This window comes from Ureibacillus xyleni (assembly GCF_900217795.1).
In the GTDB taxonomy this organism is placed as follows: domain Bacteria; phylum Bacillota; class Bacilli; order Bacillales_A; family Planococcaceae; genus Ureibacillus; species Ureibacillus xyleni.
This window is the reverse complement of sequence record NZ_OBMQ01000006.1, coordinates 217,371-241,162: the sequence shown is the minus strand read 5'-3', so window position 1 is coordinate 241,162 and position 23,792 is coordinate 217,371. Positions and strand designations below refer to the sequence as shown.

25 protein-coding genes and 1 rRNA gene are annotated in these 23,792 nt (G+C 36.2%); 9 read left to right on the top strand and 17 right to left on the bottom strand.

Features of this window, described 5'->3' with window-relative positions; translation table 11 throughout:
- From CRO00_RS11095 to CRO00_RS11080, 4 genes are all read right to left on the bottom strand, one after another.
- Positions 1–60, bottom strand: a 16S ribosomal RNA gene (locus CRO00_RS11095); the annotation flags it as partial.
- 408 nt (positions 61–468) lie between these two features.
- Positions 469–846 (bottom strand): YhjD family protein, encoded by a 378-nt coding sequence (locus CRO00_RS11090; RefSeq protein ID WP_097073730.1) that lies wholly within the window; start codon positions 844–846, stop codon positions 469–471.
- 14 nt (positions 847–860) lie between these two features.
- The gene (locus tag CRO00_RS11085) at positions 861–1,187 is read right to left on the bottom strand and encodes a YolD-like family protein (protein WP_097073729.1); all 327 of its coding nucleotides are present in this window, start codon (positions 1,185–1,187) and stop codon (positions 861–863) included.
- A 50-nt stretch (positions 1,188–1,237) separates the two neighbouring features.
- Entirely contained in the window at positions 1,238–2,542 is a 1,305-nt protein-coding gene (locus CRO00_RS11080; RefSeq protein ID WP_202615658.1) for a Y-family DNA polymerase, read from the bottom strand.
- A gap of 253 nt (positions 2,543–2,795) precedes the next feature.
- On the opposite strand from CRO00_RS11080, the gene CRO00_RS11075 reads away from it, so the two are divergent.
- A complete protein-coding gene (locus CRO00_RS11075) occupies positions 2,796–3,116 on the top strand; it encodes a hypothetical protein (protein ID WP_097073728.1) in 321 nt (106 codons plus the stop codon).
- Between the two features lie 9 nt (positions 3,117–3,125).
- Here CRO00_RS11075 and CRO00_RS11070 read toward each other — a convergent pair whose 3' ends face one another.
- The 6 genes from CRO00_RS11070 to CRO00_RS11045 form a co-directional block, all read right to left on the bottom strand.
- The gene (locus CRO00_RS11070) at positions 3,126–3,668 is read right to left on the bottom strand and encodes a cysteine hydrolase family protein (RefSeq protein WP_097073727.1); all 543 of its coding nucleotides are present in this window, start codon (positions 3,666–3,668) and stop codon (positions 3,126–3,128) included.
- 46 nt (positions 3,669–3,714) lie between these two features.
- The gene (locus CRO00_RS11065) at positions 3,715–4,842 is read right to left on the bottom strand and encodes a hypothetical protein (protein ID WP_097073726.1); all 1,128 of its coding nucleotides are present in this window, start codon (positions 4,840–4,842) and stop codon (positions 3,715–3,717) included.
- Positions 4,826–5,356, bottom strand: a complete 531-nt coding sequence (locus CRO00_RS11060) for a sigma-70 family RNA polymerase sigma factor (protein ID WP_237658389.1) — start codon at positions 5,354–5,356, stop codon at positions 4,826–4,828. The genes CRO00_RS11065 and CRO00_RS11060 overlap by 17 nt, the downstream gene beginning before the upstream one ends.
- Positions 5,357–5,467: 111 nt before the next feature.
- Positions 5,468–6,331 (bottom strand): transporter substrate-binding domain-containing protein, encoded by an 864-nt coding sequence (locus tag CRO00_RS11055; RefSeq protein WP_097073725.1) that lies wholly within the window; start codon positions 6,329–6,331, stop codon positions 5,468–5,470.
- A 238-nt stretch (positions 6,332–6,569) separates the two neighbouring features.
- Positions 6,570–7,241 carry a nuclease-related domain-containing protein gene (locus CRO00_RS11050; protein WP_097073724.1) on the bottom strand — a complete coding sequence of 224 codons (672 nt, stop codon included), beginning with the start codon at positions 7,239–7,241 and terminating at the stop codon, positions 6,570–6,572.
- Positions 7,242–7,459: 218 nt separating this feature from the next.
- Positions 7,460–8,254: a carbon-nitrogen family hydrolase gene (locus CRO00_RS11045; RefSeq protein ID WP_097073723.1), complete on the bottom strand. Its 795-nt coding sequence runs from the start codon at positions 8,252–8,254 to the stop codon at positions 7,460–7,462.
- Between the two features lie 115 nt (positions 8,255–8,369).
- Here CRO00_RS11045 and CRO00_RS11040 point away from each other — a divergent pair, with 115 nt between their 5' ends.
- A complete protein-coding gene (locus tag CRO00_RS11040) occupies positions 8,370–9,557 on the top strand; it encodes a pyridoxal phosphate-dependent aminotransferase (RefSeq protein ID WP_097073722.1) in 1,188 nt (395 codons plus the stop codon).
- Positions 9,558–9,606: 49 nt separating this feature from the next.
- Here CRO00_RS11040 and CRO00_RS11035 read toward each other — a convergent pair whose 3' ends face one another.
- Together CRO00_RS11035 and CRO00_RS11030 are read right to left on the bottom strand one after the other, a co-directional pair.
- Complete coding sequence (locus CRO00_RS11035; RefSeq protein WP_237658388.1) at positions 9,607–10,677, bottom strand: nucleotide kinase; 1,071 nt, start codon at positions 10,675–10,677, stop codon at positions 9,607–9,609.
- Between the two features lie 118 nt (positions 10,678–10,795).
- On the bottom strand, positions 10,796–11,290 hold the full coding sequence (locus CRO00_RS11030) for a DinB family protein (protein WP_097073721.1): 495 nt from the start codon (positions 11,288–11,290) through the stop codon (positions 10,796–10,798).
- A gap of 130 nt (positions 11,291–11,420) precedes the next feature.
- Here CRO00_RS11030 and CRO00_RS11025 point away from each other — a divergent pair, with 130 nt between their 5' ends.
- The gene (locus tag CRO00_RS11025; protein ID WP_097073720.1) at positions 11,421–12,185 is read left to right on the top strand and encodes an IclR family transcriptional regulator; all 765 of its coding nucleotides are present in this window, start codon (positions 11,421–11,423) and stop codon (positions 12,183–12,185) included.
- Positions 12,186–12,229: 44 nt separating this feature from the next.
- Here the strand turns inward: CRO00_RS11025 and CRO00_RS11020 are convergent, their stop codons facing one another.
- Entirely contained in the window at positions 12,230–13,426 is a 1,197-nt protein-coding gene (locus tag CRO00_RS11020) for an FAD-dependent monooxygenase (RefSeq protein WP_097073719.1), read from the bottom strand.
- 174 nt (positions 13,427–13,600) lie between these two features.
- On the opposite strand from CRO00_RS11020, the gene CRO00_RS11015 reads away from it, so the two are divergent.
- The 6 genes from CRO00_RS11015 (at position 13,601) to CRO00_RS10990 (ending at position 20,456) form a co-directional block, all read left to right on the top strand.
- A complete protein-coding gene (locus CRO00_RS11015; RefSeq protein WP_097073718.1) occupies positions 13,601–14,365 on the top strand; it encodes an IclR family transcriptional regulator in 765 nt (254 codons plus the stop codon).
- Positions 14,366–14,622: 257 nt separating this feature from the next.
- Positions 14,623–15,573, top strand: coding sequence for a fumarylacetoacetate hydrolase family protein (locus CRO00_RS11010; RefSeq protein ID WP_097073717.1), 951 nt, complete (start codon positions 14,623–14,625; stop codon positions 15,571–15,573).
- Between the two features lie 87 nt (positions 15,574–15,660).
- Positions 15,661–16,785, top strand: coding sequence for a cupin domain-containing protein (locus CRO00_RS11005; RefSeq protein WP_097073716.1), 1,125 nt, complete (start codon positions 15,661–15,663; stop codon positions 16,783–16,785).
- A gap of 751 nt (positions 16,786–17,536) precedes the next feature.
- Positions 17,537–18,577: a TRAP transporter substrate-binding protein gene (locus tag CRO00_RS11000; RefSeq protein WP_097073715.1), complete on the top strand. Its 1,041-nt coding sequence runs from the start codon at positions 17,537–17,539 to the stop codon at positions 18,575–18,577.
- Between the two features lie 116 nt (positions 18,578–18,693).
- Positions 18,694–19,191 carry a TRAP transporter small permease gene (locus CRO00_RS10995; protein WP_161946665.1) on the top strand — a complete coding sequence of 166 codons (498 nt, stop codon included), beginning with the start codon at positions 18,694–18,696 and terminating at the stop codon, positions 19,189–19,191.
- Entirely contained in the window at positions 19,188–20,456 is a 1,269-nt protein-coding gene (locus CRO00_RS10990; protein WP_097073713.1) for a TRAP transporter large permease, read from the top strand. The genes CRO00_RS10995 and CRO00_RS10990 overlap by 4 nt, the downstream gene beginning before the upstream one ends.
- Before the next feature lie 71 nt (positions 20,457–20,527).
- Here the strand turns inward: CRO00_RS10990 and CRO00_RS10985 are convergent, their stop codons facing one another.
- The 4 genes from CRO00_RS10985 to CRO00_RS10970 form a co-directional block, all read right to left on the bottom strand.
- Positions 20,528–21,715, bottom strand: a complete 1,188-nt coding sequence (locus CRO00_RS10985) for a glycine C-acetyltransferase (RefSeq protein WP_097073712.1) — start codon at positions 21,713–21,715, stop codon at positions 20,528–20,530.
- 97 nt (positions 21,716–21,812) lie between these two features.
- A complete protein-coding gene (locus CRO00_RS10980) occupies positions 21,813–22,481 on the bottom strand; it encodes a YczE/YyaS/YitT family protein (RefSeq protein WP_097073711.1) in 669 nt (222 codons plus the stop codon).
- A 31-nt stretch (positions 22,482–22,512) separates the two neighbouring features.
- Complete coding sequence (gene ybaK / locus CRO00_RS10975) at positions 22,513–22,998, bottom strand: Cys-tRNA(Pro) deacylase (protein ID WP_097073710.1); 486 nt, start codon at positions 22,996–22,998, stop codon at positions 22,513–22,515.
- A 72-nt stretch (positions 22,999–23,070) separates the two neighbouring features.
- On the bottom strand, positions 23,071–23,664 hold the full coding sequence (locus tag CRO00_RS10970; RefSeq protein ID WP_141396960.1) for a hypothetical protein: 594 nt from the start codon (positions 23,662–23,664) through the stop codon (positions 23,071–23,073).
- Positions 23,665–23,792 lie beyond the last annotated feature (128 nt).

Below are 23,792 nucleotides of genomic sequence, written 5' to 3'. Positions count from 1 at the left end.
TTGCATGTATTAGGCACGCCGCCAGCGTTCGTCCTGAGCCAGGATCAAACTCTCCATAAAAGAATTTGATAAAGCTCAAATTTGCTGGCATCAAAATTGATGTCAAAATGTTATTTCTCAAATTAATGAGAAATTATATTCATTAACGTTTTGTTGTTCAGTTTTCAAAGTTCATTTTCACTACCGTTTTACCGACAGCTATTATATTTTATAAGATAGCATTCTTTTTGTCAATAACTATTTTAAAATACTTTTAGCTATAAGTCATAAAAGCGACAGGAATTAAAATATATCATCGCAATTCAACATTGTCAACAACTTTTATTTTCTATCATAAGCTGTGTCATATTTCGCGACAGCTCACTTATAATATCACCGTCCCGATATTATAGTCAATACTATTTCGATATTTTTTTCCGTTTTTAAAATATAAAAATTCCACTCTATTGTAATGAGAGGAATTTGTGTTCATGATTTTTTTAAAAACGTTTCAATCTTTCGTTCTACTTGATTTTTCAAGTCAACACTTTGATAAACAAACGGAATAACTTCCCCTCTATATAAGAACGTATATAAACATTTTTCGTTATTAATCCGTTGATATGTTTCTTTTTTAATGCCTTCTTTATAGAGCCTTTTTGACGTTTGTTTAAATTCTTCAGTGAGGCTTTCCAAAAACTGATCCATTAAAGGCAAGTACGACCGTTTAAACTGAAACGAATCGAACAGTTTTTTATCATGCTCAATTGATTTTATAGCTAATTCTAAAATTACGTAAGTATGAATCGCTAATTCCGTCTCCTTTTTAAGTTCCATCGATGCTCCCTTTGATACGCTCCCATCCATAGTGCAACCCACCGTTAGTCAACTGTAATAAACGTAACACCAAAAATAGATTGAAACGGAAATTGTCGACCATCCTCTAAGTAAAGTAGTGCATTTTCTACGTTAAGTTTCGCTATTTTTCCTGTTACTTTTGAAATGTGCTTTTCTTTCCATATATTTAATTCGACTTCAATTTTATTTGTATAAGCAATTCGCAATTGTTCACTTATTTCCTGTAATGCCCATTCGTCAAGTTCTGGTTTTTTTACGTACTGATCCTTTTCATGCCATTCACGCAATAGTTTAACATGCTCTGGCAACATCATTGCATTCCATTTAATATTCCCACGGTCTCGAATCATGTTATCACCTCGAAATCATTCTTCTGTTTTGCGACATCTCCTATATAAGGCTACTTTTTATGACCACCAACTAATTGAGCGCGAGCAACAGCAGTACCAGCATCTGTATAAGAAACCGCGCGCAAAATAGCCGTCGTTCCATGTTTCGCACGTAAGTAGTCCATTGTCGCTCCTAGCTTGCGTCTTTTCCACTTTTTATCATCAAATAAACTAAGTTGCATTGAATTTTCCGATTCTAAATTTGAAATACTAATAGTAATCTGTCTCACTGGACGCTCTGCATAAAATTCATCTAGTAATTCCCAACACACTTTATAGACCTTCATTGTATCATTTGTCGGTTCATCGATTGTTCGGGCACGATAAAAACCGCCTCCAAAAGCATCGCGGCTATAGCTGACACCAAGGGAAATTGTTCTACCTACTTGGTAAGCTTCCCTCGCTCTTCTTGCTACGTCTTCACACATTTCTAAAATGACAGCTAGGATTTCACTACGGCTCCGGTAATCTCGTATCAACATTTGGCCTTTACCGAAACTGATTTGCCCTTCTGCAAGGGGTGCACCAAGAGGAGACAAATCAATTCCCCACGCATGGTAATATAGTTGATTGCCCATAATACCAAAACGCTTTTCTAACGTTTTTAAGTCTGTTCGGGCTAAATCACCAACTGAATAAATGCCCATGTTGTTCAATGTTTTTTGTGTTCGACGTCCAATTCCCCACATTTCAGAAAGAGGTGCAACTGGCCACAGTTTTTCGGGGATGTCATCATAGGTCCATTTGGCGAAACCATCCTTTTTTGCGTCTAAATCTAACGCAAGCTTTGACATAAGCATGTTTGGCCCCATTCCTACTGCACTTGGTATTTGAAATTGGTTGTAAATGCAGTGTTGAATGTATTTAGCCGTTTCTTCAGGAGAACCCCATAGTTTTTCCGTTCCTGTTAGATCCACAAAGCTTTCATCAATGCTATAGACGTGAATCGCTTCTTTCGGCACAAATTGATTAATTAAGTTTGTTATTTCCATAGACATTCGAACAAAAAACTCCATTTTCGGCTCGAATAATTTAATATCAGGGTGTTTCGGAATTTCATAAAGACGGGAGCCTGTTTTAATGCCAAAACGTTTTTTCATTGGTGGCGATGCAGCTAGCACAACACTCCCTTTTTGTTGAAAATTCCCTACAACTGCAATCGGTACTTCAAAGGGATTTAGATTTTCTAACATTGCCATACAACTCGCATAAAAGCAGCGCATATCAATACACATAACTGGCTTGTTCGGTGCCTTTTCATAGATGCTGTATTGATCTGTATGCTTCGTACTGATGTTTAGCGCATTCTCATTCATTACAACACCTCCAACTGTATAATGTAGTGTATGCGAACATTTGTTCTTTGATTCATTTTAAAATGAGACGACTGAGACGGCAAGAGGTGTTTTCTGGGGAATTTGGAGGAAAAATTGGCACACTATTTTTTCACTGACACCAACACAATAATATTGACAAGTATATTTACACGATTTAAAATAAGAACAAATGTTCCGTAAATATTTATTCCTAAAATGGACATGTTATTCTTTAAAATAAGGAGTGATTAAAATGGGGCAATTTGAATTGCAGGAAATTTTAAAGGCGTTAAATCAATTTTCAACAAAGATTGAAGCTCGATTTGATTCATTGGATACTCGAATGGATCGATTAGAAGACCGGATAGACGGATTGGAAAGTCGGATGGATCAATTGGAAAACCGAATAGAGCAACTTGAAAATAAGATGGAGAAACGTTTCGAACGTCTTGAGAAAAAGTTTGATGGATTAAGTGTTACGCTAGCCGAAACACAGGAGACGATTGACTTTTTGTTAAGTAAAAACTTGCAGCATGAAAAAAAGCTCCGTAACCTTACGAGTAACGAAGCTTAAAATTTATTTCTATTCAATAATTTCCGTAAAGAAACACGTTTTCATATGGTTAATAAACGTATCACCTAAGTCTGTGAAAGTCGCAACGCCTTTTTTGTGAATTGCGGTTTTAAAGCCTTCCGCATCTGCACCAGCCACAGTTAAAAAGTCGCAAATATCCGTGCATACCCCAACAACATGAACTTTTTCAACATCTAATGCTCTTAACTTTTCAGCTAAACCTGTTTTGAAAAAGGCGTTGTAATTTGTTTTCGACTGGACAAGAACATTTGGATTTGCTTCATGCTCGTTCAACCAAGAGAATAAATCACCGTATAATTGTTGCCCTTTTGTACCAACAACATTATGAGGTGGCCATAACTCAAAGTGTGCATCATTTTCTTCATGAGCATCCATTGCCACTACAACAATTTGTTCATTGCTTAAAAATTCATTCGCCTGCTCCACAATATACGGTACAATTTCTTGCGCTGGTTTTCCTGCTGTTAAACTGCCATCATCTGCAACAAAATCATTGCTCATATCAACAATAATTAACGCTTCTTTTCCCATTTATAATCCCCCTAACCATTTACTTACCTAACATTATAAAGCAACTTTATTCCTTTGTTTGAATTAAGTACATCGAAAAATCCGCGCTTTCTCCATTAATAATTAATGTCCCTTCACGTGTAAAACGAGGTACTACCAATCGTTCTTTTATAGCATTTAATGTAGATAAAGGTTTAACCCCATCTTCTTGAAGCTCAAATAATTTCACCGTGTTGGAAGATCCTTTAGGTAAACTTAATGCAACAGTATTTTCATAAATTGCATAATCTCCAAACAATGGAACATCCAATTGAGCAAACTCCCCATCTACTATATTAAAATACCCTAAAATAGATGCTTCATCTCCATTGGAAAACTGTGCATAAATTCGGTTCCCAGTAATTGTTACCCCTCTAGCATGTTCAAAAGGTGCGGAAAATTTATCAATTAGTTCCCCTGTCGCCACATCGAAAAGAAAGAAATTAGTATAGTATTCTCCCGTATCATTGCGAAAAGCTTCAGGAATTACAACAAACTCATTATTTAGAGCTGATTTACTACTAGATCCAACTCCCGTTAATACATGAAGTGTCGTCTCCTCCAACGTATTTAAATCTAACTTTTTGTATGAATGTTCAGCTTCCCCACCTTTTAATGGCATGTAAATAAGCGTATCGTCCTTTATTAATAAATCATGCGCAGAGATTCCTTTTACTTTAGAAACTTCTTCCGTTTGGCGATTTAATATATTCAACTCAAAAGAAGCAATATCATGCCAAATTAACCACTTTTCACTTGCCGCAAAATCATAAATTACAGTATCGTTAGAATCCATCAGTACACTTTTCTCATTTAGTTCTGTATTAAAGGAGTAAATATCCTGATGATCTGTGAAAATGAGCTCATTGGTAGAGTCCACGTAAAGTGCATTAATTAACCCGTCGTATTCATGATCAGGAATCGTCACTTTTTCAGGAGTAAAGGGGGACGATGAACTTAGGAATGATGGAACAATTAGCACGATTAAAAACAACATCGCAACAGTAACGAGTACTGGCTGAACAAAGATTCTTTTCTTCCGCTTTCCAACTAAACGATGATTTGCCTCTGAAATGATTGATTTTTTTTCTTTTTCAGATAAAGAAATATACTTTGGAATGAGTGCATCCAAGTCCTCTCTAACATTTCGTTCCATCGTCACTAACCTCCTCAAAGTTCAATTTTGCTAACTTCCTTCCCCTTGCCAACCGTGTTTTCACCGTATTTTGTGAGCAGTTTAAAACTTCGCTTATTTCTGCCACTGAAAATTGTGCGTAATAGTAGAGCCAAATGACTTCTCGGTATTTGGAAGGCAACTTTTGAATCATATCTCCAATCGCGCTATTGGATTCTTTCGTTATAAGATCCATCTCTGGAGATTGGCGATAAATAAATGATTGCTGAACAAAATTCGAGAATTCCAACTTTCGAGACGACCAACTTTTAAAATAATTGCGGCAAAGATTAATAGCAATGCGATATAAATACGTTTTCACACTCGAACGAAATTCAAATTTCTCAAGATTTATGTAATATTGAATAAACACTTCTTGGACAATATCCTCCGCTTTTTGCTCGTCTTTAACTAGTGCAAAGACAACTCGCTTTAAATAATGTCCATATGTATCCATGGCCTCTATAAGCAATTGGTCTCTCACCTCTTTTTCCAAGTAACCCCTCCTCCCAAGTGATTGTTAGACAAAGCAAAGCCATTTTTGGTTTCATTTTACATAAAAAAAGAATCCATTTTAACGTAACATTAAAATGAATTCTTGAAAGTATTAGTTATTCAATAAAGGATATAAATCTTTTCCGTAATAGTGTTCCATCAGTTTACTTAGTTCACCAGACGCGCGAATTTCAGCGATGGCTTGATCGTAAGCTGCCGCAAATTCTGTATGTTTTTTATTGAAGAGTGGCCATGTTTTGATAACCGAAAATTCATTGTACACAAGGTCATCTTTGAATTGATAGTATGGACCTTCTTCATTTAATACTTGAGCTGCATAAATGGCTTCGATTGTAATGGCCCCATCCACACGAACTTCAATTACCCATTGAATGACGTCAAGGTTAAATTCTTCCCCTGCTTCAAGCTGTACTTGGTTGTTTGGATTTGCTTCATTATAATCAGCAACGATTGTATATTGGGCACTGCTCGCTGCAATTGGAGCTAATGTATAGTTAGCTGAAGCAAAATCACTTAAATTTTTCACATCCGCTTTGTCTGCTTTTAACACCAAGCCCGCGCTACTTAACCCAATAAATTCTTGCGGGTAAAGGAAGCTTTCTGTCCGTTCCTCAGTGAAGAAGGCGTTTTTCACCCCAACATCATACTTCCCTTGCTCTACACCAATAAACAGGTCTTCATCCGTTGTTGGAACAAATTCAAATTCATAGTCTTCTAAGTATTCGTCAACCAATTTCATGGCATCCACATCATATCCTGCAGGCTCACCGTTTTCATCCACATATGTAATTGGTTTGGCAGCTTGGGCAAAAGCCACCTTAACTTTTTGTACTTCAGGTTTAGTTTCAGCAGTTGCTTCGGAAGTCGTATCACTTTCGCTATTACCACAAGCAGCAAGAATCGAAACAGAGGCAACCCCCACCGCTAAAAGTTTTCCAAGACGTTTAAATTTCATCTGACAATCTCCTTTATGTATATCTAAAATCACACCGGCATGATTTTGAAACTAGAGTAATTGTAGCAAAGTGATAGGAAATGGAAATAGCCAGATTTGGGAAAAAGAAGGGGTTCAGGGAGATTGTGAGTTTGGGATCTTCCAAAAATAGAGCTTTGGATAATAAAGACCCGACTTAATCAAAGTTAAGTGCAAAAAAATGAACAATGCACTTATTTTTTGATATGTCGGGTATAGATTACTTCTCTTTTAAATTTTGAACATGTTGAGATTTAATAGTATTATCCACCTTCGAATATTGTGAAAGAAAATTATAAACTTTATCTATTTGATCACGCTCCAAAACATTTAGCGAGTTTTCCATTTGTTTAGACAGTACCTTCTTCAAATCATACCGATTTACCACATATGTATGGGGTGAGTCATAATTTACTTTTTTTAGTGTGCATCTTTCGCTAAAAACGATGAGCGATTGATAATGGTCCTTCGAAATGGAGGGTAGTAATCCTTGCAATGCTCGAACATGTCCATGATTTTGCCAAATGGGATTGTAAAATTGATACTTTTTACCATTCGGCATTGTTTGGGTCCAACTTCGATTCTTTTCGTCTCCAAAAATCCAGCCGCTATAATTTTTCGACTCAATAACGTAGATCCCCGTTTCATGTATGTAAACTAAATCAATCTCTGTCGTTTTTTCTCCTTTTGGAAGGTATATGTTAAACAATGCACGATGATAGCCCGGAAGAGTCGCGAGTTCCTTATAAGATAAAAATTCACCATAATTTCCTTTATTATAGATGGTTGATAATAAGCCATTTCCCGTTTCCTCTTTATAAATTGCAAAGGATGACTTCTTCACTGGTAAATTCATTAGATTCTTTGCCACACTTACCAACTTATTAAACATAACTTTCACCCCTATAAATTTACTATATTTTACATTTTATCATAATATAGTATACAAACAAAAACCCCCCAAAGCCGCTTTTTGCAGCCCCAGAGAGTCTTGTTAATAGAGTATGTGAAAGATTATCAATTGTTGCTATTAATTTTGTGAATATTTTGTAAAATTTGAGTTATAGCAGCAATATTCACGTTTCTTCTATTATATATCTATCGAAAAACTTATTCTTCCTCTACAACACCTGCATAGAGGGAAGGACGGCGATCATCATAAACAGGAATTCGACCGCGCACTTCTTCCACTTTTGAAAAGTCTACATCAATGATGGCTAGTTCCTCATCTTCCGCGCCTACCCATAACACTTCACCCCACGGCTCAATGACCATCGATTGACCGTTGAAGTTATCAGGATTACGTGAAATTCGGTTTACTGCGATAACGAAGCATTGATTTTCAATAGCACGAGCTTGCAATAACGTTTTCCAATGATCAATGCGCGGTGTTGGCCATTGTGCAGAAACGAATAATACATTTGCTCCAGCTAATGCGTGGGCACGAAGCCATTCAGGGAAACGGATATCATAACAAATGACACCCCCTGCTTCGATCTCTCCCAATGCAAAACGATTCATACTATCCCCTGCTTCTAAGTATTTTTCTTCATCCATGAGTCGGAACAAATGAACCTTACTATACTCGCTCACAAGTCCGCCGTCACGATTGTACACATACATTGTATTGTAAAATTTGCCGTCTCGTTCTGTTGCAACTGACCCACCTACAATATGTAAATTTAGTTCACTCGATAATTTTTGTAAGAATGCTTTCGTGCGCTCACCTTGATGGTCTGCAAGGTCTGGTAACTTTTCTAACGCATAACCTGTATTCCACATTTCAGGAAGTACAACGATTTCCGCTCCCTTACCTGCCGCTTCTCGAATTAAACTTTCTGCCCTCTCGAAATTTTCTTCCACTTTTCCAAATCCAACATTCATTTGAATACATCCAATTTTCATCCTAATACCCCCTAGACAATACTTGTGAAAAGGTCTATCATTCCTACATAATTGTAATTATATTCTGAATTTAATAGAAAGTATAGAAAACCACTAATCTAAATGAGGTATGTATATGAAACAATCAACGAAACTTCAAAAGCTTCCTACTCAATTTTTCGCTGCCCTTGCACAAAGGGTGAACGCCGCGATTGCAGAAGGTCGCGACATTATCAATCTCGGACAAGGAAATCCTGACAGACCAACCCCTGCCCATATCATTAAAGCTCTTCAATCCACAGCTGAAGATCCACAAAGTCATAAATATTCGCCTTTTCACGGTATTCAAGAACTAAAGGAAGCAGCCGCAAACTTTTATAAGCGTGAATACGATGTTGATATTGATCCAAATACAGAAGTAGCCATTCTTGGTGGAGCAAAAACAGGATTAGTCGAACTTCCAATGGCAATTTTAAACCCAGGTGATTATATGCTTCTACCTGACCCTGGCTACCCAGATTATATTTCAGGGGCTGTGTTAGGCGACGTACATTATGATACTTTCCCTTTAATAGAAGAAAATGATTTTTTACCAGATTACAATGCATTGAGCCCTGAAGTAAAAGAACGAGCAAAATTAATGTATTTAAACTATCCAAATAATCCTACTGGTGGAACTGCGGACCTTTCATTTTTTGAGGATACAGTAGCCTTTGCAAAAGAAAATGACATAGCAGTAGTACATGACTTTGCATATGGCGCTCTTGGGTTTGATGAGGTTCGCCCTGTGAGTTTCTTGCAAGCTGAGGGGGCAAAAGAAGTCGGCATTGAGTTTTACACTTTATCAAAAACGTATAATATGGCTGGATGGCGTGTAGGTTTTGCAGTTGGCAACAAGGGTATTATTGCAGCAATTAACTTAATTCAAGATCATCTCTTCTGCAGCATATTCCCTGCTGTTCAACATGCTGCAGCTTGCGCATTAAACGGAGATCAATCATGTGTGGAAGAGCAACGTGCTATTTATGAAAGTCGACGCAATGTGTTAATCGAAGAAGCTCGTCGTATTGGCTGGGACGTTCAATCTCCAAAGGGTTCATTCTTTGCATGGTTGAAAGTGCCAAAAGGATTTACAAGTGAAGAATTTACGAACATATTGCTCGAGAAAGCGAATGTTGCCGTAGCTGCTGGTAATGGCTTTGGCGAATATGGAGAAGGCTATGTACGGGTAGGCTTGTTAGTAAGTGAGGAACGTATGAAGGAAGCGATTATGCGGATTGAAAAACTCGGTTTATTCAAAGCTGAACCTGCTTCAATTTTATAGTATAAAAAAGCGAGTTCCGATTTTAAGGTGAACTCGCTTTTTATTCGACTTATATAAACAATCCAGCAGTACGCTTTTCAAATTCTTTTACGTCTATCGCACTATCATGTATTTCACGGATTTTTCGTTCAGCTTCTGCATACAATTTCGCATATCGTATTGCGTCTGAAATGGCTGATTTATATTTGATTACGATATCACTAATATTTTTTTCTTCAACCTCAGTTGGGTGACAGTGTTTGGCAATATCGAAAATTTCGTCTCCTGGTCGATTTTCATCAGGATAATATACATGGGGCTCGGTACTATCAAAAATACAAAACTTTAACTCAGGAATAATCACCATATCAATGGAGTTGGAATCAAGGCCACACCACACTAATTGCACATCATATCCTTTAGCCTCTGCTTCATTTGCCAGCTTTTTCATCATAGAAGATTTCCCTGTTCCCGGATAGCCTTTAATAAAGAGTCGTCGTTCAAGATTTTTTGTAATGCTTTGTAGTGTATCGCGAGCGCCTTCTGGGGTTAATGTCCCAAGTAATCGATGAGTGCGTTTTCCCTTTTTTAACTGAAATGCCGAACCAAATAAATCTTTAAATAGCTCATCTGTCTGTTGATTTAAACCATTCCAATCCATATAACGTCTTGTTTCTACTTCCCAATCGTCATGTATTGAAATGGCATTCGCTAACGCTTCAAAACTTTTATTGTGGTAGTTTTCTTTTGTTTGATTTAACTGAAGTAGTAGTTCCCCATTATCTAAAAACTTTTGAACATCCACACATTCATTTAATGGAATCACTTTTATTCGAGGATAGGTAATATTTAAGTCATTGGGAAAACTAATTCCTTGCAGAAAAAGAGTATGATGGGGTTCTTTTACAAATAATGCTTCGTAAGTATTTTCAAATAATGGATCAAGGAAGTATTCAACGTCTGCTCCTTGCTTACTGTAATGTGCCCCGAGTTCTTTTAATAGTTCAGGCACTTTAAAGCCCGATGATCCTTGCAAAAGATAAACCATTTTTGCTTCATTGTTAATTATATCTGTATACAAATGCTTAACGCCTTGCCCTGTCAATGCACGCCCATAAAAATAAGTTACTTGCCCGTTCAAGACCTCATCCTTCCATAGGTTAGTACCCTTATTTTTATGTAAACAGCCTAAAAAAGGTACCGGGTACACATCCAATTCGAAATTTTCAGAATTGTTCGTGTACCCGGTACGCGATTATTTATTGGACCTTCTTTAAATGACGAACGATTTGACCATAATGACCAACAACGTGTTTTACGATTAAATGGTCGATCAGGAATGATAAAGGTTTACCATCAAAGTTTGGATTATAGCTTGGTGCAGTTTTTGCCAAGTCTTCTTCATTCACTTTCGCTAAAGCAGCCTCAACTTTTGGTACGAGATTTTGGATAGCCGCTATTGCACCCTCTTTGCTTAATTGGGCTACAACACTTTCTTCTACAGCAGCTAAACGGCGTACATGTTCATGGTTACGTCCCCATTTTGCCCCTGGAACGATTAATAAAGCTTCTAAATCTGCTACCCAGAATTCTACTGCTTCTAAAATATGAGAAACGACTTGCATTGCTGACCATTCTGTGTCTGATGGTTTAACATAAAGCGTTTTCTCATCAGTATTTTTCAAAACTTCTACAATATCTTCAATACCTTTTTTAAAATCTGCTACCTCTTTACTAAGTATTGCTGTTGTCATGTTTTACGCCTCCTCAAAACTACTATTAGTGAATTCTTTTCACTATATTTATATATTATAATATATTCCTATTAAGAAATTTATATTATATTATAGAAATTAATACATATTTAGAAAGGATTATAAATGAATGAGTAAATCTCCCACTACTATCGGATCACTTTTACATGCGTTCAGCATCATTGATATCGTTGCACAAAGTGACTTACCGCTAAAATTTACCGAAATACAAGAACTCTCTGGAATCTCGAAAAGTAACTTATATAAATATTTAAATACTCTTTCACAGATGGACCTATTATACCGAGATAAACAAGGTCAATATTCATTAGGCTATAAATTCCTTGAATACGGCAATTCAGCAATGAAAAATAATGACTTTATTACAATGTTAACTCCATATTTTAAAGAAATCAGCAATTTAACAAACTTAACTACCGCCTTGGCTGTATGGGTAAACGATACCCCAGTTATTACGAACATTTGGAATACCAATTACGGTTTAAACATTGGTGCTCAAATTGGTACAAAGCTTCCATTACTATCCGCTGCAGGAAAAATGTTCGCTGCCTATGCAAAGAATGATGAAATTCGAAATTGGGTTGAAATAGAAAAAATGAACTACCCAACTTTATCAGATGAAGATTTTCAACAAGAACTTACGCAAATTCGGCAATCCCATTCCGCTTTCGCTAAAGAACCCCTTGTTAAACATGTTTCCTCTTGGAGTTTACCTATTCTAAACTATAGAAAAGAACTTATCGCAACTATCGTTATCATCGGCTTTACTGAAGAAATTCCAAAAGACGCTTCCTCTGAACTTGTTCAACAAGTAATTGAGATAAGTAAAGAAATGTCCCGAATATATGGTTATAAAGAACATCAACAAGAATAAAATGCGCTAGAGTTTATCTCTAACGCATTTTTGCGTATAAAAAATTATTTATTTACACGTTGATAGTTTTTGTTGAACCAGCCATATAGGAAGTCAACCACGTTATAATCTGTAGGTTGATGCTTTTCAAAGATGTGGTTACGAAGTGCAATTGTAATTGGGTCTTCCGCATGGATAATTTCTCCCCATTTACGTGCAGTTGTTTGTACCATTGCAGAACGTGGGATACGAATTTCTTGGTAAGCTTTGAATGCTTCTTCATAAGTATCGTGTTCTTTTAATTTTTCACCTAATACAAAAGCATCTTCAAATGCTTGAACGCCACCTTGAGCTAAATATTGAAGCATTGCGTGACCAGCATCCCCTAATAACGTAATGTTACCAGTTGTCCAGTTTTCAATTGGATTGCGGTCATACATTTGCCAACGGAATGTACGGTTAATGAATTTTAATGCGTTTTGTACTTTTGGATGACTGCCTTCGAAACGACGAGTTAACTCTTCTGGCGTACCCCAATCTTCTACTGTTGAGTCATAAGATTTGAATACTACTACTTGGTTGTAAAGCTCACCTCGACGTACTGGATATTGAACTAAGTGTAGGTTTGGACCAATCCACATAATTACATCATCTAAATCAAAGTTTTTGTCTTCTGCGATTTCTTCAATAGGAAGAGTTCCACGGTATGCTACATAAGAAGAGTTTACCGGTGAATCTTCAATTAATAATTTACGTAAGTTAGATTTAACTCCATCCGCACCAATAACAGCTTCAGCAGTGAATTTTTCACCATTTTGGTTGATGATTGTTACTGTGTCGCCTTCTTGTTCAGCAGTTTGGATTTGTTGGTTCGTAAAGAATTGGATGTTCCCTTTTGCTTGACATGCTTCATAAAGAACACGGTGTAAATCTGAACGGTGTAATACAACATATGGTTGACCGAATTCTTTTTGGAATCCTTCACCTAAGTCAAGAGTTGCCACTTCTTCAGCTGTATACACATCTTTTAAAACTAAGCGTTTTGGTAAAACTGCATGTTTTAAAACGGCATCTTTAACACCTAAGCGTTCTAAAACTTCTAAAGCGTTTGGTGCTAACTGAAGACCTGCACCAACTTCACCAAATTCCGGTGCCTGCTCGAATACCGCTACTGATTTACCTGTTTCATTTGTGATAGCTAAAGCTGCTGCTAAACCACCAATTCCTCCACCAACTACGATGATATCGCTTACATTCGTCATATTTTATGCCCCCTAATTTTTATATTCCACAAATAGAGAACCGCGTTCTCTTTATATGAAAACTTTATATCATTTCATAATATTTCGTCAATACAAAATTTAAAAATTTAGAAATTTCTTTCAATCATATATTTTTGCTATAATATCCACTATCATGAAAATAGGGTGAGTAAAATGACAACTGAAAATAAAACTTCTGTTATTCAATCCTTACAGATTGGGTTGAATATCCTGGAGATTTTAGCAAAAGAAAAAGAACCACTTAAATTTACAGACATACAAAATTTAACATCGATGACGAAAAGTAACTTATACAAGTATTTGTCCACTTTAAGTCAATTCGGAATGATATACCGTAATCCGCATACAAATACATATACACTTGGTCATAAATTAGTGCAGTTAGGCAGTGTTGCATTGGGTCATACTTCTTTAATTGAAATGGTGATTCCTCATTTCAAAAAAATTAACGAAAGAACAAACTTAACTGTATTGCTAGCCGTTCCATCTATACAAGGTCCGTTAATTTCATATATTTCAAGTAGTGCTGAATATGGAATTAATATAGGGGCGCAGATGGGAACACACTTACCTCTTAACTGCTCCACTGGAATCGTATTCTCTACCTTTGAGAAAAACTCGATTATGAAAGAGTGGGAGTTAGAGGAGCTAATGAAGTTTAGCAAAGATGAGATAGAAAAGTTTAATGAAGAGAAAGAGAAAACAAAACAATTACGTTTTGCTACTAAAAAAGAACCATTAGTAACACATGTTTCTTCATTTAGTGTTCCGATTTTAAATTTCAATGAGGAATTATTAGGGGCTATTACAATAGTAGGAATTACAGAGACAGTACCAAAAACTTTAGATGATCCAACTGGTCAATTTGTTATGGAGATTGCAAAAGAAATCTCTGAATTTTACGGTTACTCTAAATAAATATTTACTTAAGTTGAGCTAGCTTATTAAAAGCGTTTTAGCAAAGGAAAATAACATTCCTATCCCCATTTCTATCATTATTAGATCCATAAAGAGCTATGAAAGCATTAAGTTTACTAAACTTAATGCTTTTTCTTTTTGCAAAGTGCGATTTATTTTCTGAATACAAATAATATTGACATTCTTCTAAAAAGCTATTAATCTTTTTATAAATAGTGAACTACTTTCATCATTGGTGAAATATCAGGAGGTAAACAATGAAACTTATTAACTTTACTAAAGATGGACATACACGTGCTGGTGCAATTGTTGAGAACCAAGTAATCGACTTAAACTATGCATACCAAGCACAATTAAAAGCAGAAGGTAAATACCGTTATGAACAAATCGCAGCTGCATTTGTGCCAAACAATACGGATGAATTATATCAAGGCGGTAAAGAAAGTATTGCATTAGCAAACGGTGCAATCGAGTTTGCTCTAGCAAATCCAGAAAGCTTTGACAAAAAGTTAGTTCATGAACTTGCAGATGTAAAAGTAGAAGCTCCAGTAATCAAACCAGGTAAAATTATCTGTGTTGGTCACAACTTCCGTAAACATATTCAAGAAATGGGTCGTGAAATCCCTTCTAACCCAGTAATCTTTGCTAAATTTGCAAACACAATTTTAGGGCCACAAGATGATATTCCTTTCTACCCTATTTCGGATCAACTAGACTACGAAGCAGAGTTTACATTTGTTGTAGGTAAACAAGCTCGTAACGTATCTGAAGAAGATGCACTTGACTATGTAGCAGGTTATACAATTACAAATGACGTAACATACCGTGATATTCAACGTCGTACATTACAATGGCTACAAGGTAAAACTGTAGATGGTTCTGCTCCAATGGGTCCATATTTAGTAACTTCTGACGAGCTAACAAATCCATCTGGTTTATCTATGGTATTAAAAGTAAATGGTGAAGTTCGCCAAGATACAAACACAGAAGACTTAGTTTTCTCTGTACCTAAATTAGTATCATTCCTATCAAACTTAATGACTCTTGAACCAGGTGATGTTGTGTTAACAGGTACTCCTGGTGGTGTTGGTGTTGCAATGGATCCTCCAACATTCTTAAAAGACGGAGACGTTGTAACAATCGAAATCGACCAAATTGGTGTATTAGAAAATACAGTTAAAGCTACAGAGGCAGTTGCAAGTAAATAATTGGGTTTTTAGAAAGGGTTTGAGTAGTGATGAGCACTACTCCCCCCTTTTCTCTATAAAACTATTAATAGTAAAGGGGAATGCAAAATGGCAGAAGTAAGTCAAGAAGTTAAAGAGTTTATGAAAAGTACAATTGTAACCGATTTCACGAAAGATATTCAGCAGTATAACTTAGGACCTCTTTGGGAAGCTATTCCTGAAATTATGAACCATACGCCAAAACCTCAAGCACAAGCTTACCTTTGGAGCGATGAGTTAATTAAAAAGAAAATGGGTGAAGCGGCACAAATCTTTACACCAGAACGTGGTGGAGAACGCCGCGCAATTTACTTCCAAAACCCAGGTTTAACATACCGCCAACCATGGGGCTGGGCTTCAACTACTCAAACAATTTATGCTGCAGTTCAGATGCTATTACCAGGCGAGAAAGCACCTTCTCACCGTCACTCTCAAAATGCAATGCGCTTCATTTCTGAAGGTACTGGTGCTTATACAATCGTACAGGGCCAACGTATTTTCATGGAAGAAGGGGATTTCTTAATCACGCCAAAAGGTTTATGGCATGGTCATGAACATATTGGAACTGAGCCAATGATTTGGATGGATGCTCTAGATATTCCGACTGTTTACGCAATTGGTGGTACATTCTTCGATCCATATGAAGGTGGTTTAGAAGAACCAAATATTCCAGATAACTTTACAGAAAAACGTTACCGTGGTGGTATGGTTCGTCCATTAGGCGATGATAAATTTACTGTGGCACCTCTTGCAAACTATAAATGGGCTCGTACTGTGGAAGGTATTAAAGGTTTAATGGAATTCGATCCAAACCCACATCATGGTTTCACTGTTGAATATATCAACCCATCTACTGGTAAATCTGCAAACCCTACATTAGGAACTCGTATGCAACATTTACCAAAGGACTTCCATACAAAAGCTTTACGTCATACTCACTCTACTGTTTACCAAGTGCATCAAGGTTCTGGTTATTCAGTAATCAATGGCGTTCGTTTCGATTGGAAAAAAGGCGATTACTTCGTAGTACCAAACTGGGCTTGGTATGAGCATGTGGCATCAGAAGATTCTTACCTATTCTCAGTAAACGACCTACCTATTATGGATCGTTTCGACTTAGAACAAGAACAATTATTAGAAGAAAACAACGGTCACCAAAAAGTAACTGGCGAATTCAAAGCGGACTTCCGATAAGAAAAGCGTAATCACTTGTTTAGCTCGGCACGCGCTAGAACCTCACAAACCACCTGTCTCTTTCAGGTGGTTTAATTTCATGTTTAATTAATCCTTTTTTTATTAATTGGAAAAATTGAATGTAGATTTATATTAATATAGTAATTTGAAAAACCCTCCTCATCCCTCTTATACGGAAAATATATAAAAATCTATTACTTATCTGCCTTTACGCTCTTGCTTTTCAGTATATAATTCATATGATTTCTTTTGATGTTCAAGATATTATTTTTACTAATTAATATTTGTCTAACATAATTAAGTAATTATCTGCTACATTTGCATTTATTTAATTTAAAAAGTCAGAACTTTAAATTTTATGGCGATTTTATAAGAAAAAACTTAAAGAATTATTATGGATATTAGTTTATTTCGCTAATTTATTACATTTTTATGCTTATTTAAACACTTTTTTTATAAAAGAGTTATCTTTCTGATAATTTTTTCACTTCAGGTAATTGACACAAACCTCACCTTTTTATAGTATAAGTGTAATAAGTTCACTATTAAGAGAATTTTAAAAATTTGAAAATGTAAACGTTTTACACAAAATAATAGAATATTTCAGCTAATTACATTATTCGCGAAATTGCTCTATTAATCTTGGTATATCGACTACAAAGGATCAAATACCTAAATACATAGTTTTGGTTCATTTAAAACCTAGTAGTCTTTATATATAAAAAAGATAATAACAAGGGGGACTTCAAAGGTGAAACTTAAGAAGTATTTGTTCATGTTAATTATGGCTGCTCTTGCAGTGGTACTTGCTGCATGTGGAGGCGGAGAAAAAGAGAGCGACACTACAGCTCCAGCATCTTCTGATGAAGCTTCAAGCGGTGAAAGCCGTACATTTAAAATTGCACACGTTGTACAAGAATCCCACGTTTGGAATGCTACAGCGATTAAATTCGGTGAAGAATTAGAGAAACTTTCAGACGGACGTTTAAAAGTTCAAATCTTCCCTGCTTCTCAATTAGGGGCCGAGGCAGATATGGTACAACAAATTGAAACTGGCGCTGTTGACTTTGGTTTCATGACAAACGCATATATGAGTACTCGTGAAGATTCATTAAACGCTTGGTTCATGCCGTACCTATTTAACAACTTAGACGAAGCTGTTGCAATGCGCGATTCTGAAGAAGCAAAACAAATGTTAGATACATTAAGCTCTCAAGGTTTATTAGGTCTTGACTTTATGTTTGCTGGTAACCGTCATGTTCTTATGAAAGATGGTTTTGCAAAAACACCTGAAGATTTAAAAGGTAAAAAAATCCGTATCATTGGTAGCCCATCAATGCAATCTTACTGGGAAAAAGTTGGTGCTGGTCCAACAGCTATGCCATTATCAGAAGTATATACTTCATTACAAACTGGTGTAATTGATGGTATTGATATTGACTTAGATGCTTTAGTAACTGAAAAGTATTACGAAAATGCAAAATATTTAACTTTAACAAATCAAACGACTTTCCCAACAGTAATTGTTATGAGCCAAGCTATTTATGATCAATTACCTGCAGAAGATCAAGAAATCGTAAAACAAGCGATGAAAACTGCAGTCGATTGGGGAGTACAAGAAGCCGTTGCTCGTGAAAAAGCAAACTTAGAAACACTTAAAGAAGCTGGGGTTGAAGTATTAGAAACTATTGATACTGCACCATTCCAAGCTGTTTCAGATGAAGTAAAAAAAGAATTCTCAGAGAAATCTGAAATTGTAAAATCATTTATTGAAACAGTTGAAAGTAAATAATTTATTTTTACAGGTTAGTAACAATTAGAAAATGGGACTTTCTCACGATTAGCTGAGAAGTCCCGTTTATTCCTTTGAGGAGAGTTTCCCAATTTTTTACGATAGAAGGTGTAAATTTGAAAGGTATAAATAAACTAAGCGACATTGTATTTAGCATTGAAAAAGTGTTAGCTATCCTTCTTGCTACAGTGTTGCTCGTTTCGTTAGCTGCTGGGGTTTTGTTCCGTACTTTAAAGTCCCCATTATTTTGGTCAGATGAATTAGCGATTTTTTGCTTAATATGGATTACCTTTATCGGTGGTAGCATGGGGCTTAAACAAAATGCATCCCCTTCTATTACAATCGTTACAGATTTACTACCACAAAAAGCAAAAAAAATTGTGCTTGCTTTAAGTAATTTCATATTACTAGTATTTATCGGCTATGTACTATATTTAGCCTTCCAATGGATCAACATGCCAAACATTATGATTCAAACTTCAACTGCAATGAATATGCCAAAATTATATTTCTACCTAAGTATTCCAGTTAGTTTCGTCTTTATGGTAATCCATGTATTAAATAACGTTCTACTTTCTTTCAAGGCAGTCGATGAGGCAGGTGACCTATCGTGACAATCGCATTGATTTCATTTGCAATATTGCTACTTTTAGGTGTGCCAATCGCCTATGTATTAGGAATGACTACGGTTATCTACATATTTGCTACAGATAATTTAGGACTAGTATTAACCGTCCCTCAACGTTTATATTCTGGGATGGAAAACTACGGACTACTTGCCATTCCACTTTTCATGTTAGCTGGGGAATTAATGAACTCAGGTGGTATTACAAAACGTTTAGTAAACGTCGCTAAAACCTTTTTTGGCCACTATCGCGGTGGTTTAGCTTATGTAAACGTTATTGCTAACACGATGTTAGCTGCCATTATCGGTTCTGCAACAGCCCAAATTGCCATGATGAGCCGCACGATGGTACCTGAGATGGAAAAGGCAGGATACTCAAAACCATTTAGTACGGCAACAACTGCTGCTGCTGGCCTTTTAGGTCCGATTATTCCACCAAGTATGATGTTTATCATTTATGGAGTTGGTTCTGGAGCTTCAATTGGTGATATGTTTCTGGCCGGCGTAATTCCCGGAATATTACTCAGTTTTTCTTTCATTTGTATCATTGCCTTTATTGGAATGAAAGCACAATGGCCTGTACAACCAAAGGCAACTTTTAAAGAGATGATTAGTTCCTTCGTAAGTGTGTTACCAGCATTAGCTGTTCCGGTAATTATTATCGCTGGTATTTTAACTGGTGTGTTCACTGCTACAGAATCAGCAGCAATTGCCTGTGTAGTTGCAATTATAGTTGGATCACTTGTATATCGCGAATTAAAAGTTTCTTCCATTCCGGGTGTTCTATCACAAACAGTAATTACAACAGCAGTTATTACGATTCTTATTGCAATGGCGAATATTTTTGGTTGGATGTTATCATTCGAACAAGTACCACAACAAATCGCTGCATGGATGGTAAGCTTATCTGATAGTCCAATTGTATTCCTATTATTAGTAAACATTTTCTTACTTTTAGTTGGTATGTTCATGGATGGAATTGCTGCGTTAATTATTTTAGTACCAATTTTCATGCCGTTACTACCTACATATGGAGTAGACCCAATTCACTTTGGTATTATCATTTGTATTAACTTAACAATTGGTATTTTAACGCCTCCAGTAGGTTCAGGATTATTTATTGCTTCATCTATTACAAAAGTTTCTATCGGTGATTTAGTAAAAGCATTATGGCCTTTCCTAATTATTGCACTGATTGTACTGCTTTTATTAACGTATATCCCTGCACTTTCTTTATGGTTACCAAATCTATAAAACATCCCCATGTTTAAAAGTGAAGCCCATGACAACTCCTACTTAGAGTGTCATGGGCTTTGTTGTTCTTTTTAGATAATGCCTAGTTCTTTCCCAACCTTTTCGTAAATTGCTAAAGCATCGTCTAGCATTTCTTTTGTATGGGATGCAATTGGCATGTTACGAACACGCCCCGTTCCCTTAGGTACAGTCGGGAATACGATTGCTTTTGCGTAGACTCCTTCTTCTACAAGTCGGCGCGAAAACGTTTGAGTAAGCTTTTCATCGCCAATTATACAAGGTGTAATCGGCGTTTCTGAAGCTCCAATGTTAAAGCCTAGTTTCTTTAAGCCAGCCTTTAAGTAGTCCCCATTTTCCCATAATTGGTCATGTAGCTCGGTTGAATCCATAATCATTTGCAATGCGTGGGTAATGGCAGCTACATCACCTGGCGTAACAGCAGTTGAGAATAAAAATGGGCGAGAGCGAACTTTTAACCAATCGATTAAATTTTTCTTCCCAGCAACATATCCTCCTACAACGCCAATCGCTTTTGACAGTGTGCCTATTTGGAAGTCAATTTCCTTCTCAAGGCCAAAGTGTTTTACTGTGCCCTTTCCTTTCCCTGTAACGCCGGATCCATGAGCATCATCCACGTACGTAATCAAATCATATTCCTTTGCGATTTCCACGATTTCAGGGAGTTTGGCAATATCTCCATCCATTGAGAAAACGCCATCTGTAATGACCATCACTTTATTGTATAGACCTGATTCCGTCGCTTCTTTTGCTTTTGCACGCAGGTCGTCCATGTCTGAATGGTTGTACGCAATAATTTTTGCTTTGGATAATCGACAACCATCAATAATGGAGGCATGGTTTAATTGGTCCGATAAAATGGCATCGTTTTTATCCATTACTGCAGAAATTGCCGCCATATTACAGTTAAATCCGGATTGGTAAGAAATCGCTGCTTCTGTACCTTTAAATTCTGCTAACTTTTCTTCTAATTTTACGTGCAGGTCCATTGTTCCGTTGATTGTGCGGACAGCCCCAGCCCCTACACCATATCGATCGATTGCATTTTTTGCTACTTGTTTTAGTTCTTCATTCGTTGCTAGGCCAAGATAGTTGTTTGATGATAAATTAATTAATTGTTTTCCGTTTATTGTAATAATAGGGCCATTCGCTCCCTCTACTGCATCAATTTCGTTGTATAAACCTTGATTGCGTAAGTCTTGTAAATTTTCATTTAGGAATGAATCTAAAATTTTTGACATGTACTCATCTCCCTTTCACATATGTTAAGTCGATTTTAGCATAAATGCTTTGTATAGTTTTATCGAACGATGAACCAAAATTAAAACTCGCAAAAGTTTATGATTCTTTTACGAGTTCTTTAGAATTTTGATTGGTAATAATCGATTCATTCTCTTCATTTGCTATTCGTTTAGCTAGTAATTTCTCAAAGAATGGTAGTGCTGGCTGTATAATGTAACCTGTAAATAATGCGATAATGACCGTACCTATTCCAATAGGGCCACCAAGTAAGTAGCCTAATATAGCAACAATCGTTTCGGTTAAAAAACGCGCCATTCGAATAGAGCCACCAAACTTCTCAACTAAAATCATCATGACCGTATCGCGTGGACCAGCCCCTAGTCTCGGTGAAATATACATCGCGCACCCAATGGACATAACAAATAACCCAGATAAGAAATAAAATACATCTAACGGAAGGCTTTTAGAATTCGGTAAAATCCACGTAAACAAATCTACAAAACTACCAATTAAAAGCATATTTAACCATGTTGCAATCTTTGGCCATTCTTTTAAATAGATGGTTGTTATAGAGACAATGATTAAACCCGTTATAATTGTCCATGAACCTACAGATAACCCAATTTGTTTATACAATCCAACATGTAAAACATCCCATGGGCTTACACCTAATGCTTTTCCTTCAATAATTAAGGAAATGCCTAGAGACATAATTGCGAGCCCAACGAAGTAAAATAGCCATTTCCACATAAATACTTTTTTCAATTTAAAGCCTTCTTTCTCTCTATAAAAAGCATTAATTTGTTAACTTCGCAAATGTCCCTCGTGTTATTTTAACTAAATCAATTGGTTTTAGCTTCATTTGCATTCCAATTTTTCCAGCACTCACAAGAATATACTCCAAACTTTCGGCGGAATTATCAATAAACGTCGGATACTGTTTTTTCATCCCAACCGGTGAACATCCTCCACGAATGTAACCTGTAGTTGCGAGAAGTTCCTTCACATGAAGCATTTCAATTTTCTTTTCGCCTGCTAACTTCGCACAAGTTTTTAAATTTAACTCCTCAGCTACTGGGATTACAAAAACATAGACTTTCCCCTTACCTGCTGTAGCTACTAACGTTTTAAAGACATGGGAAACGGGATGCCCTACTTTTGAAGCAACTGAAACCCCGTCTAATTGATTATCTTCTATTATATATTCAATTATATCGTATTCCACTTTTTGTTGGTCTAATAATCGGACCGCATTTGTTTTTTGAATTTTGTTTTTACTCATCAAATCACATCCAGTTCATTTCATCATTATATCATAGTAAAAAATAAACTCCTTGTATGATCAAGGAGTAATTTAAGCAGTGAGTGAAATTTTCGGCTGGTTAAATGTAAATCCGCTTTTAACCATTTGCATATGATGATTATATTTCGCGATTGCAATATTGTATGTTTTTTCAAAAGGGATTGTTTCTAGATTTAGTTCAAGTTGTTTGTTACTAGTAATCCCTCTATTTGTAAAAGTATCAAATGTTCGAAAATTAAATCGTTCATATTCGAAGGGAGTATTGTCTTCGTTCGTGGCCGCTATTTGTGATTTGGTCTGTTGAATTTCATTTAATGCTATTTTGTTACTTTGTAAATGTTGTAAGTAAGAATTGCTATTATCCACATCCAGATTTGATTGCCCTAGGTGACCCTCATCTGGAGTTCCTTCATATTCAATACTATCAAAAGCATCAAGCCCCTCTTCAATTAAAGCAAGGATATGTTCATCATTCAATTCTTTATCTTGCTTCCCTGAGAGGAGGGCTTCTAAAGCTTGAAGCATAGGATTTACTTTTTGGGAATAAGTTGCATTCTTTTTATAAGCATCGTTTGCATCCCGTCTTTGTAGAGCTCGTCTGCGTTCTTCAACATTAAGATTATTTTCGTTAAGTAAGCTAATCATAACCAACCAAATCACCACATTTCATATAACGAATTTACATTTAATAGTAAATATTTCTTTTATCATTTACAACCATTTTGTTTAGAAACTTCAAATTATTTTGCATCGAAAAAGTCCAAAAAAAAGCT